Origin of the sequence: Corynebacterium maris DSM 45190 (assembly GCF_000442645.1) — a bacterium.
In the GTDB taxonomy this organism is placed as follows: domain Bacteria; phylum Actinomycetota; class Actinomycetes; order Mycobacteriales; family Mycobacteriaceae; genus Corynebacterium; species Corynebacterium maris.
On sequence record NC_021915.1, the window covers coordinates 1,015,399 to 1,029,347 of the forward strand.

General features: G+C 68.9%; 14 protein-coding genes. 7 read left to right on the plus strand and 7 right to left on the minus strand.

The window, feature by feature from the left end:
- Positions 1–8: 8 nt before the first annotated feature.
- Positions 9–1,397 (minus strand): sigma 54-interacting transcriptional regulator, encoded by a 1,389-nt coding sequence (locus tag B841_RS04870; protein WP_041631755.1) that lies wholly within the window; start codon positions 1,395–1,397, stop codon positions 9–11.
- Positions 1,398–1,486: 89 nt separating this feature from the next.
- Here B841_RS04870 and B841_RS04875 point away from each other — a divergent pair, with 89 nt between their 5' ends.
- Positions 1,487–2,155: a histidine phosphatase family protein gene (locus B841_RS04875; RefSeq protein WP_020934372.1), complete on the plus strand. Its 669-nt coding sequence runs from the start codon at positions 1,487–1,489 to the stop codon at positions 2,153–2,155.
- Positions 2,152–2,868 (plus strand): SCO1664 family protein, encoded by a 717-nt coding sequence (locus B841_RS04880; RefSeq protein ID WP_020934373.1) that lies wholly within the window; start codon positions 2,152–2,154, stop codon positions 2,866–2,868. The genes B841_RS04875 and B841_RS04880 overlap by 4 nt, the downstream gene beginning before the upstream one ends.
- Before the next feature lie 19 nt (positions 2,869–2,887).
- On the opposite strand, the gene B841_RS04885 is transcribed toward B841_RS04880, so the two are convergent.
- Complete coding sequence (locus B841_RS04885) at positions 2,888–4,255, minus strand: NAD(P)-binding domain-containing protein (protein WP_020934374.1); 1,368 nt, start codon at positions 4,253–4,255, stop codon at positions 2,888–2,890.
- A 481-nt stretch (positions 4,256–4,736) separates the two neighbouring features.
- Positions 4,737–5,330, minus strand: coding sequence for a hypothetical protein (locus tag B841_RS04890; protein WP_156844710.1), 594 nt, complete (start codon positions 5,328–5,330; stop codon positions 4,737–4,739).
- A 145-nt stretch (positions 5,331–5,475) separates the two neighbouring features.
- Between B841_RS04890 and B841_RS04895 the strand changes: the two genes are divergently transcribed.
- From B841_RS04895 to B841_RS04915, 5 genes are read left to right on the plus strand one after another with little or no spacing between them, the layout of a single operon-like run.
- Positions 5,476–5,982, plus strand: a complete 507-nt coding sequence (locus B841_RS04895; RefSeq protein WP_020934376.1) for a 2Fe-2S iron-sulfur cluster-binding protein — start codon at positions 5,476–5,478, stop codon at positions 5,980–5,982.
- Positions 5,979–6,965 carry an FAD binding domain-containing protein gene (locus B841_RS04900; RefSeq protein WP_020934377.1) on the plus strand — a complete coding sequence of 329 codons (987 nt, stop codon included), beginning with the start codon at positions 5,979–5,981 and terminating at the stop codon, positions 6,963–6,965. The genes B841_RS04895 and B841_RS04900 overlap by 4 nt, the downstream gene beginning before the upstream one ends.
- Positions 6,966–9,077 carry a xanthine dehydrogenase family protein molybdopterin-binding subunit gene (locus B841_RS04905; protein ID WP_020934378.1) on the plus strand — a complete coding sequence of 704 codons (2,112 nt, stop codon included), beginning with the start codon at positions 6,966–6,968 and terminating at the stop codon, positions 9,075–9,077.
- The gene (locus tag B841_RS04910; RefSeq protein ID WP_020934379.1) at positions 9,074–9,706 is read left to right on the plus strand and encodes a nucleotidyltransferase family protein; all 633 of its coding nucleotides are present in this window, start codon (positions 9,074–9,076) and stop codon (positions 9,704–9,706) included. Before B841_RS04905 ends, B841_RS04910 begins: the two co-directional genes overlap by 4 nt.
- Complete coding sequence (locus B841_RS04915; RefSeq protein ID WP_020934380.1) at positions 9,703–10,779, plus strand: XdhC family protein; 1,077 nt, start codon at positions 9,703–9,705, stop codon at positions 10,777–10,779. Before B841_RS04910 ends, B841_RS04915 begins: the two co-directional genes overlap by 4 nt.
- Here B841_RS04915 and B841_RS04920 read toward each other — a convergent pair.
- From B841_RS04920 to B841_RS04935, 4 genes are read right to left on the minus strand one after another with little or no spacing between them, the layout of a single operon-like run.
- Complete coding sequence (locus B841_RS04920; protein ID WP_020934381.1) at positions 10,772–11,731, minus strand: NAD(P)/FAD-dependent oxidoreductase; 960 nt, start codon at positions 11,729–11,731, stop codon at positions 10,772–10,774. The two genes, B841_RS04915 and B841_RS04920, sit on opposite strands and share 8 nt — an antisense overlap.
- A complete protein-coding gene (locus B841_RS04925) occupies positions 11,728–12,282 on the minus strand; it encodes a DUF488 domain-containing protein (RefSeq protein WP_020934382.1) in 555 nt (184 codons plus the stop codon). Before B841_RS04925 ends, B841_RS04920 begins: the two co-directional genes overlap by 4 nt.
- Before the next feature lie 5 nt (positions 12,283–12,287).
- Positions 12,288–13,193, minus strand: a complete 906-nt coding sequence (locus B841_RS04930) for a macrolide 2'-phosphotransferase (protein ID WP_020934383.1) — start codon at positions 13,191–13,193, stop codon at positions 12,288–12,290.
- A gap of 15 nt (positions 13,194–13,208) precedes the next feature.
- Entirely contained in the window at positions 13,209–13,892 is a 684-nt protein-coding gene (locus B841_RS04935; RefSeq protein WP_020934384.1) for a superoxide dismutase family protein, read from the minus strand.
- Between the last annotated feature and the right edge of the window lie 57 nt (positions 13,893–13,949).

Here is a 13,949-nt window from a genome sequence, read left to right on the forward strand (position 1 = left end):
CCGATGATTCAGCCGTAGATGGTGGTGCCCTCGCCGGAATCCTTGGAGATCTTCCGGGAGAGGTAGAGCGCCTCGAAGGCGAGCTCAATGGCGCTGGCGCGCGTACCGTCGTCGGTGGCGCCGAAAGCGGTGGCCAGATCGCTGTACAGGTCCGACTCACCCAGCTCCGGCAGCCCGGCGAGGAACTCGGCCGCGGTGACCTGATCGCCGGTGGACACGGTGGTGGCCCCGTCGAGCGCCTCGATCAGCGGGGAGAAGTCCACCCCACGCAGACGCTCACGGACGGTGGCGGCGGTGGCGGTGCGCAGCAGGTAATCCAGGATCTCCCACTCGCGGCCTTCCTCGCCCGGCTCGAATTCGATCTTGCCGCCGAGCACGTCGACGGCCGCCTCCAGATCGACGAGGCGAGCGACGGCGGCGTCTTCCCCGCGCACGGCGGCGCGATGACGGGCCGCGGCAGCGACGGTTTCGGCGCCGGCGATGGAAAAACGCGCGGACACGCCCGCCCGCTGGTTCACCGCCGAGGACTCGCGCAGGGCGCGGGTGAAGCGCGCCAGGATCTCCAGCAGCGCCGGGGGCACCTCGGCCAGCAGCTCGGCCTCCTGCTCGATGACGGCGATCTCGTCTTCCAACGCCAGCGGGTAATGGGTGCGCACCTCCGCGCCGAAACGGTCCTTCAGCGGGGTGATGATGCGCCCGCGGTTGGTGTAGTCCTCCGGGTTCGCAGAGGCCACCACCAGCACGTCGAGCGGCAGGCGCAGCATGTAACCGCGGATCTGCACGTCGCGCTCCTCCATGACGTTGAGCATGGACACTTGGATGCGCTCGGCCAGATCCGGCAGCTCGTTGATCGCCACGATACCGCGGTTGGAACGCGGGATCAGCCCGTAGTGGATCGTCTCCGGGTCACCCAGCCGGCGGCCCTCGGCCACGCGCATCGGGTCGACGTCGCCGATCAGGTCCGCCACCGAGGTGTCCGGGGTGGCGAGTTTTTCCGCGTACCGGTCGTCGCGGTGCAGCCACTCGATGGGCAGGTCGTCGCCCTCTTTCTCGATGCGGCGGCGGGTGGCCTCGGTGATCGGGGCGTAGGGGTCTTCGCGCAGGTCGGTGTCGGCGACGACGGGGATCCATTCGTCGAGCAGCCCCGTCATGGAGCGCAGCAGCCGTGTCTTGCCCTGGCCGCGCTCACCCAGCAGGACGATGTCATGGCCGGCGATCAAGGCGCGCTCGACCTGCGGGATGACGGTGTTGTCCAGACCGTGCAGACCCGGCCAGGGGTCCTCGCTCGCGGCGAGCCTGGCCAGCAGGTTCTCGCGGATCTCCTCGCGCAGGGGACGGTGGGTGTACTCGGTGGCCCGCAGCTCACCGATCGTGGACACATGGGGCTTGGCAGTCACAATCGCCAGGCTAGCCCCGAAACCCCCGCCCGTCGAGGGGCCGGGAAAGCGTGGCCTCTTACCGGTTCGGCGACTAAGCTGCGGGCGGTATGGGCACTGACACCGTTTCCGACGTCCCGGCCGCATCCTCCACGCTCATTCTGCTGGTGCGCCACGGCGTCACTCCGACCACCGGGAAAGTGCTGCCCGGCAGAGCGCCCGGCCTGCACTTGAGCGAGGAAGGCCGCGCGCAGGCCCGCGCCGTCGCGCGGCGAGTGGGGGAGTTGCCCGTCAGCGCGGTCTACGCCTCCCCGCTGGAACGTACGCGGGAGACGGCAGCCCCCACCGCGGAGCACTTCGGGCTCGAGGCCACGCTGCACGATGGGCTCCTGGAATGCGAGTTCGGCGAGTGGACCGGCGAGCAGATTACCGAGCTGGCGAAACTCCCGGAGTGGCAGACCGTGCAGAAAACGCCGTCCGAGTTCCGCTTCCCGGGCGGGGAGTCGTTCGTGGAGATGCGTGACCGCATCGTCGAGACGCTGCACGGCCTCGCCGCACGTCACCCCGGGGAGGTGATCGCCTGCTTCAGCCACGCCGATCCGCTCAAGGCGGCGATCACGCACCTGCAGGGCAAAGACCTCGATCAGTTCCAGGAGGCGGTCGTCGCCCCGGCCTCGATCTCCGTCGCGGAGTTCACCGCCGATGGCTCGACCCGCATGGTGGCGGTCAACACCACGAGCGGGGAACTGGGGCGACTGCGGGCGGCGGGACGGCCATGACCGCGCCGACGCCGCCTTTCGATGACGAGTTGCGCCTGCTGGAACGCGGCGAGCTCGGCCTGGTGGCCCAATTGCACGAGTCGAGCAACCTCGCCCTCGCCCTCGACGCCACCCTCGGCGAGGACTACGGCTGGGCCATCTACAAACCCGAGGTCGGGGAGCAGCCGCTGTGGGATTTCCCGCCGGGCCTGCACGCGCGGGAGCGGGCGGCGTTTGTGCTCAGCGAGTATTTGGGCTGGCACATCGTCCCGCCGACGATCGTGCGGGAGGACGCCCCCTTCGGCGTCGGATCGCTGCAGTGGTACATCGACAACGACGGAACCCACTACCTCCAGGTGGTGGAAGCTCGGCCGGAACTGCATAAACAATTTGAGCGCATGGCCGTATTCGATCTATTGGTCAACAACACCGACCGAAAATCCGGGCACGTGCTCATCGACGAACACGACCACGTGTGGGGCATCGACCACGGTTTGTGCTTCAGCTTTGAACCGAAGCTACGCACCGTGATCTGGGATTTCGCGGGGGAAGGCATCGACGCGGAGTGGGCGGCCGCGGTTGAACCGCTCATCGACGATGTGCCGGCGGAGATCGCCGAGTTGCTGCACCCCGCCGAGGTCGAGGCGTTGCAGCGCCGCGCCGCCCGCATCGTGCGCCTGCCTTTCCTGCCGCACCCCAGGTCGCACTACCAGTACCCGTGGCCCCTGGTGTGAAGGGTGCGGCCGAAGTGAACTAGCTGCGCTCGGCTGCCTTGGCGGCCGGCTCGCGCCCCTCGAAGATGTCGCGGGCCTCGTCACGCGCCGGGGTGGAGAGGTAGCGCTTCAGCGAGGAGTCCAGCTCCAGCATCCACGGGGTGTGGTGCTTCTCCGCGGTGGTGCCCGTCATGACGGAGGTGTAGGTGACGTCGCGGTAGTTGAGGATGTCGTCGCGCTTGGACTGGATCCACTGCTTGAAGATCCCGCACACCGCGTCCAGGTCGAACATCGGGTAGTCGGTCTGCTCGATCAGGTCGCGGACGTACGCGCCCTGGAAGTCGACCTGGTCCTCCATGGTCTCCAGCTTGTCGAAGCGCTCGAGCCAGGCGTCGATGCTCGCGCGCTGCTTCTGCGCGGAGGGCAGTTCGCGCTCGCCGAGGATGACGTCGCGGACGTACCAGGCCTGGGCGTCGAACATGTTGAAGGTGAACCACTGGTCCTGGGCGCCCAGGTAGAACATCTGGTTGTTCTTCTCCCAGACGACGCCGCGGTAGAGGTTGTCCGGGTAGACGTTGTTCGGCGAGTCCAGGGCCAGCGAGCTCGGCAGGAACGGGTAGTGGTGGATGTAGCCGGTGCACATGATCACGGCGTCGAACTTGCGCGAGACGCCGTTGGAGAAGTGCACGACGTCGTCCTCGAACTTCTCGATCAGCGGCTGCTCCTCCATGCCTTCCGGCCAGTCGAAGCCCATGGGCGCGCTGCGGTAGGAGAAGGTCACCGAGCGGGCGCCCATCTTGAAGGCCTGGGTGCCGATGTCCTCGGCGGAGTAGCTGGCGCCGATGAGCAGGACGTCCTTGTCCGCGAAGCTCTCTGCGCCGCGGAACTCATGTGCGTGGACGATCTGGCCCGGGAAGGTGTCGATGCCCTCGAAGTGCGGGACGTTCGGGAAGGTGAAGTGTCCGGAGGCGACGATGACGTTGTCGAACTCGTTTGACTCGGTCTCACCGGTGCGCAGGTTCTCCACGTGGACGGTGAAGGTCTTGGCGTCCTCGTCGAAATCGACCCACCGCACGGCGTGGGCGAACTTCACGTACTTCTTCACGTCGGATTTGCTGGCGCGGCCGTCGATGTAGTCCCACAGCGCCTCACGCGGCGGGTAGGAGGAGACGGGGCGACCGAAGTGCTCGTCGAAAGTGTACTCCGCGAACTCCAGGCCCTCCTTGGGGCCGTTCGACCAGAGATTGCGGTACATCGAGGTGTGCACGGGCTCGCCGTACTTGTCCGTGCCGGTGCGCCAGGTGAAGTTCCACTGGCCGCCCCAGTCGTCCTGCTTTTCGTAGCACACGATTTCGGGGATCTCATGACCCTTCTTCTGTGCGGATTCGAATGCGCGCAGCTGCGCCATTCCGCTCGGACCTGCCCCGATGATTGCAATACGCTTAGTCAAACATGCCTTTCCGGCCCGTTTCTCCGGGCCATGAACACCACCTGCCGGGCAGGGGCCCGCCGAGTTTTTATACCGGGGCGCCGAGCCGCACTGCAGGCGATCTTCTTCACTGTTCTATTGTCTTGGGTTCTGCCGTGACCTTCGGAACACGCTCACCTTGCGCATTCTGCCGGGAAACAGAGGGGCCGTCGCACCCCGGGAACGAGGTCGGCGAGGGCCACCATTCATAATTGAAAACTCTGAATGCGGTCACATCCAGGGATGAATGCTAACACACTTTGCCCCACAATGCACGATTGTCCATACTTTAAGTCCATATGTGCACGTTAAGCGCGGAACCTTGCGTGCGCTGCCACGACGCCCCGCCGCAGTATGTGGTTCGGCCCGCCGCTGATCTCTTTCGGTCCCGCGGACGTAGCCACACGTGAACACTGGGCGATCAACTCAACGCCACGCCCGCCCGGCTCACGGCGAAACTGCAGGGGTCGATCGCACACATCACCCGCACGTCATCTGCGGGCACGGCGCAGCTGACGGGGCCGTCGACAAGCCTGGTTCCGGGCTCCAGCACGCGCGTCCGCTCGTGCGGCGCAAAGATCCGGTTGACGTGATGCGTCGTCGCCGGCTCACCCCGGCGGAGGGAGACGGCGTTGACGTCGCCTTCGCCGTCGTGTGCGCACAGCACGGTCGGGTCGTCGTCGCCGTATATCTCGCAGTAGGTGCCGTCCGGGCCATGGAACTGCAGGCCGGGTTGGGCGGGGAAAATCAGGGAGGACGCAAACGGGGCGGGGTCGGTCTCGGGGACGGCGGCGATCTCCCCGACGAAGCGGCTGCCGGGGACGCCGATCTCCCAGGAGGATGAGGGGGCCGAGGCGTCTGCCTCAGTCATCGTGACGCTCTCGGTGACGGTGGAGACGACCGGGCGGGGTGAGATCGTGGCCTGGCCCCCGTCCCACGTCGGCTCCTCAGCCACGCACCCGGCCAGGACGAGGGGACCTGCCATCACGGCCATGATCCGGACCTCACGTTTCACGCCGACCACACTCCTTTGCCGCCAGCCTACGTCGAGCCGCCCGCACGGGCATGCGTCCTAGCGCATCAGTGGGAATGTGATTAGCCTGGCGTTCACCCTGCCCTTGTGACCTGTGCAGCCCCCGCCCTCGACCCTGGGAGAAACGATGGAATACACCATCAACGTGACCATAGACGGGACCGACCATGAGCTGACGCTGGATGCGCGCACCACGGTGCTCGACGCGTTGCGAGAACACCTGGGCAACACCTCGCCGAAAAAAGGCTGCGACCACGGCCAATGCGGCTCCTGCACCGTGCTCATCGACGGCCGCCGCCAGCTGTCCTGCCTCTCGCTGGCCGTCGCCCACGACGGCACGGAGATCGTCACCGCCGACGGACTCGCCGAAGACGGCCAGCTGCACGACGTCCAGCGGGCCTTCATCACCCACGACGGCTTCCAGTGCGGTTACTGCACCCCGGGACAGGTCTGCTCCGTCGTCGGCATGCTCGACGAAGCCGCGCAGGGACACCCCAGCCACGTCACCGAAGACTTTGACGACGAGGTCGAACTCACCGACGCAGAGATCCGCGAACGACTCAGTGGCAATCTCTGCCGCTGCGGCGCCTACGCCGGCATCCTCGCCGCCGTCAAAGAGGTGAGCGGACGATGAAACAACTCGAATATCTCGCTCCCACTGAGGTGGCGGACGCCGTGGCCGCCGTCTCCGGCGATCCGCAGGCACAATTTCTCGCCGGCGGCACCAACCTCGTTGACCACCTCAAACTCGGGGTGCGCACCCCGGGCACGCTCATCGACGTCCGGAAACTCCCACTCCACGACGTCGAAGAGACCGACGCCGGACTGCGGATCGGAGCGAACGTGGCCAACAGTGACTTGGCCGCGCACCCGGCCGTGCGCGCCGGGTGGCCAGGTGTGTCCCGCGCGCTGCTGGCGGGCGCGAGCGCCCAGATCCGAAACCAGGCCACCACCGGCGGCAACCTCCTGCAGCGCACCCGCTGCGTCTACTTCCAGGACGTCACCACCCCCTGCAACAAGCGCGAACCCGGCTCAGGCTGCTCCGCGATCGGCGGGTACGAACGCTACAACGCGGTGCTCGGGGCCAGCGACGCCTGCGTAGCCACCCACCCGTCGGACCTGGCGGTGGCGTTGACTGCGCTCGATGCGGAAGCAACCGTCGTCGGACAGGCCGGTGAACGACGCGTCCCCATCGCCGCCCTACACCGCCTGCCCGGCGAGCACCCGGACAAAGACACCGTTCTGGAGCACGGCGAACTGATCACCGCGGTCGATCTTCCGGCCACGGAGCTGGCACGCAACTCCACCTACGTGAAGGTCCGGGACCGCGCCTCCTTCGCCTTCGCACTGGTGTCCGTGGCCGCCGCGCTGCGGATGGAAGACGGATTCATCGCCGAGGTCGCACTCGCGTGGGGCGGGGTCGCCCACACCCCGTGGCGGGCGACCCGCGCGGAGGCCGCCCTCCTCGGCCAGCAGCTGACCGAGGACAACATCGCCGCGGCCGTGGACGCCGAGCTGCAGGACGCGCAGTTCAGCGCGGACACCGCCTACAAACGCCCCATGCTGCGCGGCGCCACCACCTCCGCGCTGTTCCAATTGGGCGGGGAGGAGAACTAAATGACCGCCACACCGATCACCGCCGCCGCCATGGGCTCGCCCCTAGAGCGCGTCGACGGGCAGGAGAAAGTCACCGGCCGCGCCACCTACGCAGTGGAGAAAGACCACGAGCTGTCCCGGCCGCCGCTGCACGGCTGGCTGGTGACCTCGACCGTCGCCAAGGGCAGGGTCACCGACGTCGACGCCGCCGCAGCGCTGCGGCACCCGAACGTGACGGCCGTGCTCGACCACACCAACGCCCCGCGCCTGGCGGATACCAGCGACGGCGAACTGGCCGTGCTCCAGGACGACCGGATCGGCTACCGCGGCCAGATCGTCGCGGTCGTGCTCGCCGAAACCCCGGAGGCGGCCCGGGAGGGGGCGCGCCTGGTCACGGTCACACAAGAAGAAGAACCCGCCGCACTGAGCATGGACGACGAGTCCGTCGAGTGGTACAAACCCACCGAAAAAGCCGTCGGCTCCCCGCCGGACACGCAGACCGGCGACGTCGACGCCGCCCTGGCCGCCGCCCCGGTCACGACGGATCACGTCTACACCACTCCGCAGGAACAAAACGCCGCCATGGAGCCGCACGCCGCCACCGCCGTGTGGCACGACGGCGAATTGACCATGTGGGACTCCACCCAGGGCGTGCACCGGGTGGCGGGCAAGATCGCGACGATGCTCGGCGTGGACAGAAAGAAAGTCCGCGTGCAGGCGCCGTATGTCGGCGGCGGCTTCGGCAGCAAAGGCCTGGCGCACGGCCCGGAGCTGGCCCTCGTGCTGGCCGCGCAATGGGCCGACGGACGACCGGTCAAACTCGCCGTGACCCGCCAACAACAGTTCGCGATGACCGGCTACCGCGCAGAAACCCGCTCGCACATCCGTCTCGGCGCGCAGGAGGACGGCCGCATCACCGCCCTCGAGCACGCGGTCTTCACCCAGTCCTCGAACGTCAAGGAATTCATCGAGCACGCCGGCGTGCCCGCGCGCATGATGTACGCCGGAGACAACCGGCGCACCAGCCACCGCGCCGTCGCCCTGGATGTGGCGGTGCCGTCCTGGATGCGCGCGCCGGGGGAGATGCCCGGAGCGCACTCGCTGGAGGTCGCGATGGACGATCTCGCGGTGGCCGCCGGCGTCGATCCGGTGGAGCTGCGCATCCGCAACGAACCGGAGGTCGACCCCGATACCGGCAACCCCTTCAGCAGCCGCCGCCTGATCGAGTGCCTGCGCCGCGGGGCGCAACGCTTCGGGTGGGATTCTCGTCCCGCCCATCCGCGCGCGACGCTCGACGGCGACTGGTGGGTGGGCACCGGGGTGGCGTCGGCGACGTACCCGGCGAATTTCTTCCCCGGCAACTCCGCCCGCATCGACGCCCTGGGCAGCGGCCGCTACCGCGTGTCCATCGGCGCGGTGGACATCGGCACCGGGTCACGCACCGCCCTGCTGCAGATCGCCGCCGACGCGCTGGCCGTGCCGGTCCCGGACGTGGATCTGCGCATCGGTGACACGGACCTGCCTAAGGCCACCGTGGCCGGCGGATCCTCGGGCACCGGCTCCTGGGGCACCGCGATCGTGCAGACCGCCCAGCAATTCCGCGCCGATCACGGCGACGACCCAGAAGAAGGGGTGCACTCCATCGCCACCACGGAGGAATACCCGGACATGGAGAACCTGTCCATGCACTCCTTCGGCGCCGTGTTCGCAGAGGCCCGGGTCCACCGCTGGACTGGCGAGGTGCGGATCCCGCGCATGACGGGGGTGTTCTCGGTGGGGCGGGTGATCAACCCGGTCGCGGCGCGCTCCCAATTCCTCGGCGGCATGATCATGGCCCAGTCGGCGGCGTTGTATGAGGAGGCCGTCCGTGACCCCCGGTTCGGGCACACCGTCACCCAGGACCTCGCCTCCTACCACGTGGCTTCTCCCGCGGACGTCGGCGACCTGGAGGTGGAGTGGCTCGACGACGTCGACGAGCACGCCACCCCGATGGGCTCACGAGGCATCGGGGAGATCGGGATCGTCGGCACCTCGGCCGCGGTCATCAACGCCGCCTACCACGCCACCGGCGTGCGGGTCCGGGAGCTGCCGGCCACGCCGGACAAATTCCTGAGGCAAGGAGGCTCGGCATGATGGTGGGAGTGATCCTCGCGGCCGGGGCCGGCGCCCGCCTGGGCCGGGGGCCGAAAGCGCTGCTGGACCTCGTCGACGACGGAGAGAGGCAGACCCAGGTGGAGCGGACGGTGGCCACCCTGCGTGCCGGCGGTTGCGACGACATCGTGGTCGTCGTCGGCGCGGAGGGCCAACGCGTGCGTGACCTGTTGAGCCCCGGCACCTGCCGCGTGATCCACAATCCCGACTGGGAGGCAGGCTTGGCCTCGAGCTTCAAGGCCGGCGTCAGCGTCGCCGAGCGGCTGCTCGACAGCCGCCCGGAGGGAGCGATCATGGTGGCGCTGATCGATCAACCGGACGTCGACGACCGCGTCATCGCACACCTGAAGAAGGCGGCGTCTCCCACCAAAGTGGTGGCCGCCGGCTACCTGGACGAAGACGGCGAGGTGGTACGCGGGCACCCCGTCGTCTTCCCGCTGGCGATGGCCCGCGCGGCGGCCGCGTCGGCGCACGGGGATGCGGGCGCCCGGCGCTGGCTGCAGGAACGGCCCCACCTGGTGGAAGTGATCGACGTGAGGAAGTGGGCCACCGGCCGTGACATCGACACCCCGGACGATCTGCGCCGGTGGCGGGATCAGGGGCGGCCGTGAGCCGCCCCGTCCCCGATGAGGTCGTGCACCACCTCGTGGAGTGGCTGAACGCCCCCGACCCCCGCCCGGTGGTCCTGGCCACCGTGACGGAGACGTCGGCGAGCGCCCCGCGACCGGCGGGCACGCAGATGGCGGTCGGCCCCGACGGCATGGTCGTGGGCAGCTTGTCCGGCGGGTGCGTCGAAGCCGACGTCGTGGCTCGCGCCGAAGACGTCGCAGAGACCGGTAAACCGCACCTGCAGGACTACGGATACAGCGACGTCGACGCCTGGACGGTGGGGTTGACCTGCGGCGGCACCATTCGGGTGCTACTGGAACGGTTGGATCCGGTGGAAGTCGAACCATTCCGGGAGCTGGCCGAGCACATCCGTCTCGGCAGGTCTGTCGCGCTGATCACCTCCCTCGACGGCGCCCAGTATCCCGCACGCCGACTGCTCACCCTCGAGGCGGGCCCCGACCGAGGGGACGCGCGAGCGCAGGAGATGCTGCGAGAAAACCGCTCCGGAGTGGTCGTCATCGACGGGGAGCAGCACCTGGTGCGCAGCTACGCCGCGCCGGAACGCATGATCGTCTTCGGCTCCAACGCCTTCGCTGCGGCACTGTGTCGGCTGGCGGCGCACGTCGGTTACCGGGTGACCGTCTGCGACGCCCGCCCGCTGTTCGCCACCCGCGGGCGTTTCCCGGACGCGGACCGGATCGTGGTGCGCCAGCCGCACGCCTACCTCGCGGAGACGGACGTGGATACACGGACGGTGCTGTGCGCGATGACCCACGACCCGAAATTCGACGATCCGCTGTTGGCGGCGGCGGTGACCACGCCGGCGCAGTTCATCGGGGCGATGGGTTCTCGGAAGGTGGCGGACGACCGCCGGGAGCGGCTGCGGCAGCGCGGGGTGAATGAAACCCAGTTGGAGCGGTTGCGATCGCCGATCGGCCTGGACTTAGGGGCGTTGAGCCCGGAGGAGACGGCGGTGTCCATCCTCGCGGAAATCATCGCCGCCCGCAGCGGCGGCACCGCCCGGTCGTTGACTGAGACTTCCGGCCCGATCCACGCCCGGCACGCGGTCAAGTAAAACGCCGGGTCGGCGGGGCGGGGGAGGGGCCGTCAGTGCCGTGGCCGCGCAACGAGGTCGCGCACGCCACGCCGGCCGTCGTCCCCAGCCCCACAGCGACGGGGATCAACTGCAGGTCGGTGGTGATGTCGCCGGCGGCGTAGACCCCGTCGACGCTGCTGAGCTGGAAGCCGTTGACCGCGATGGAACCGTCGTCGGTGAGTTCACATCCGAGTTCCGCCGCCAGGTGCGTGGCCGGCTGGTGGCCGTAGGAAAAGAACACGGCGGAACCGGCGACGAACGTGCCGTCGGTGAGCAGGACCCCGCGCAGATCCCCCGGTTCGCCGACGAACTTCTCGGCGGCGCCGTCGACGACCTCGATACGGTGCTCGTCGAGCACCTCGCGCTGCGCCTGGTCGAATCCCGGGTCGGAGCTGTCGGTGACGATGCGCACGGTACGGGCCCAGTCCAACAGCTCAGCGGCGTAGGCCGGTACGTGGGCGCCGTCGCCGAGAATGATGACGTCTTTGCCGGCGACGGTCAGCCCGTCGCAGGCGGGACAGTGGTGGACGTCCGTGCCGTAATGTTCGTCGACGCCGATGACCCGCGGCAACTGATCCTTCACGCCGGTGGCCAGGACGATCCGGGAGGCGGCGACCTCGGCGTGATCGTCGATGAGCACGTGGAATGTGCCGTCGTCGCTGCGACGGATCGTATTCACCGTCCCGTTGTGGAGGTGGACCTGCGGGTACTGGGCGAGGCCGGCGCGAGCTTCGGACATGAGGTCGGCCGGGGTCACGGGATCGCGGGTGAGCACCCCGTGGGCGTGGTCGGCGGCGCGGTTGCGGTGTGCGCCGGCGTCCACGACGAGGGTGGAGCGTTGGTACCGGCCGAGCCAGGTGGCGGCGGCCAAGCCGGCGGGCCCGCCGCCGACCACGAGGGCGTCCACGGTGTCCGGCAGTTCAGGGGTCATCGATTCTCTTTCTCATTGTCGGTGGGGTGGGCGGGGTAGCGGACGACGTCGTCGTCGCCGACGACGGCTCCTTCGGTCAGCGTCGCCGCGGTGACCTTTCCTGCGCCCATGATGTGGCGGACGTCCTCGCCCGCGGCGAGCAGGTGGTCGGCGATGATGCGGCGGTGGCAGCGCCACCACACGGCTTCGGAGCACATCACGGCGGTGTGCTCTTCTTCGCCGGCACGTCGCAGCCGGCCCAGCGCCTCGTCGAATTCGGCGGACAGGGCGTGATCTGCGTAGTTGTGGAAGCTGCGGTTGCGCCAGTTGCCGTTGACTTCGAAGGGCACGGTCTTGGACACGGGGCGTCGCCCGGTCAGCGCCTCTTCCCGGCGGTAGGAGATCCCGGCCTCCGGCAGGCGGGCTGCCAGCACGTCGTCGTTGAAGTGCGGATATTTGGTGGATCCGGGGAGTTTACGCACGTCGACGAGCGCGGTGACTCGGGCGTCGAGGAGCAGGTCCAGGAACTCTTCCAGGGAGCGGGTGGAGTGGCCGACGGTGAACACGGGCATGGCGGTCAGGGCTCCCGGGCGGGGTCGAGTTGGGCTTGGGCGGCGGCACGCTGCGATTCGTCGCCGGTGTCCAGGACGTAGAGGCCGTAGGAGACCGGCCCCGCCGCGGCCAGTTCGGCGGCGTGGTCCGCCAGACGAGGCCAGACCCGCCCGCCGCGTCGCCGATAGCGGTCCACGGTCAGGTCGAAGGCCTCCCGGGTGGCCAGGGTGCGGTGCACGGCGAAGTCCCGGGCCGGGTCGCCGATTAAGGCGGTGGTCCAGTCCAGCACCCCGGTGATGCGTTCGTCCTCGATCATGGTGTGGCCGGGGTAGAGCTCGCCGTGGGTGAGCACGCTGTGCTCCGGCCAGTAGCTGTCCTCGTCGAGCCAGGCCTTCCACCGGGCGAGGAGGTGCGGGGCGACGGTGAAGGACTCGGACACCCGCGCGATGTCCGCGCGCCACGCCCGTCGGTTCTGCTCCGGGGTGCGCACGGTCACGCCGGTGGCCAACGCGAGTTTGCGGTCGATGGCGTGCAGGTCGGCGATCAGCTCCCCGAGGGCGCGCGCGTAGTTGTCTGAGGAGGGATCGACCCGCCAGAGCACCTCGCCCCGCTCGTCGATCTCCAGGCCGGGCTGGCCCGGGAGCAGGGGGTAGGCGATCAGGTGCCGGCTGTGGACCTGCCAGTCGGGCACGGCCACGGACAGGTACGGCGCGATGAGGGACAGCACGCGGTCTTCGACGGCGGCGCGGCCCATCACCTCCCGGCGACGGGGAAGACGCAGCACCCAATCTTCGCCGTCGGTGGTGCGTGCCAGGACCACCCGGAAATCCAGCCCCATCTCGTTGACGCGCAGCGAGTCGGGTCGCAGGTGCAGACCGTGCCGGGAGGCCAGGTCCAGGATGGCCGAGGGATCCGCGTGGTCGGCGTTCATGGTGTGGTCCGTGCCTTAAGCCCCGAGGACGCCACAGGCCAGGCGGCTGCCGGCGTCGCCGGTGGACAGGGTGTCTTCGTCGACGCCCTCCGGTGCGTAGCGCTCCGGCACGTTGGCGTAGTTGTCGGCGTCGGAGTGGATCATCATGGCCGAGCCGTCCTCGTCGTCCAGGTCCGACAGCGTCAGCCGGTCGGACTGGAAAGTCATGGAGGCGTCGCCGGACTCCATGACCAGCAGCTGCGGCAGGTCTCCCTGGTGGCTGGGGTGTTCGGCTTCGTCGCCGCCGACGTGGCCGCCGGCGGACATGAAGTCGCCCGTGTCCTCCGGGTCGTCCGGCGCGGCGCTGTCCGGTTCGCACTCGCCGATGCCGTGGATGTGGAAACCGTAGAAGCCGGGCTCCATGCCGGAGGCGGAGACGGTGAATTCGAGGGCGCCGTCCTGCTCGGTGACGTCCACAGTGGCCATCTCGTTGCCGTCGGCGTCGTTGAGCGTGGCGCTCAGGTCGCTGTCCGCGCCGTCGTCGGCGGCCGTGGTCTCCTCCGCCGTCGTTTCATCGGTGACCACCGCGTCGGTGGCGGTGGCGGTGGCGGTGTCCGCATCCTGGTCTTCTTCGGTGGCGCAGGCGCTGACGGCGAGTAGGCCGGCCGCGCCGACCAGGGCGAAAGCGCTCCGGGACAGAGTGCGGTGTGAACGGTGCATGATGGGTTCCTCTCGGTCGGGATTCTGCGAGTCGCCCGGCCCATGCGCCTGTCGTCG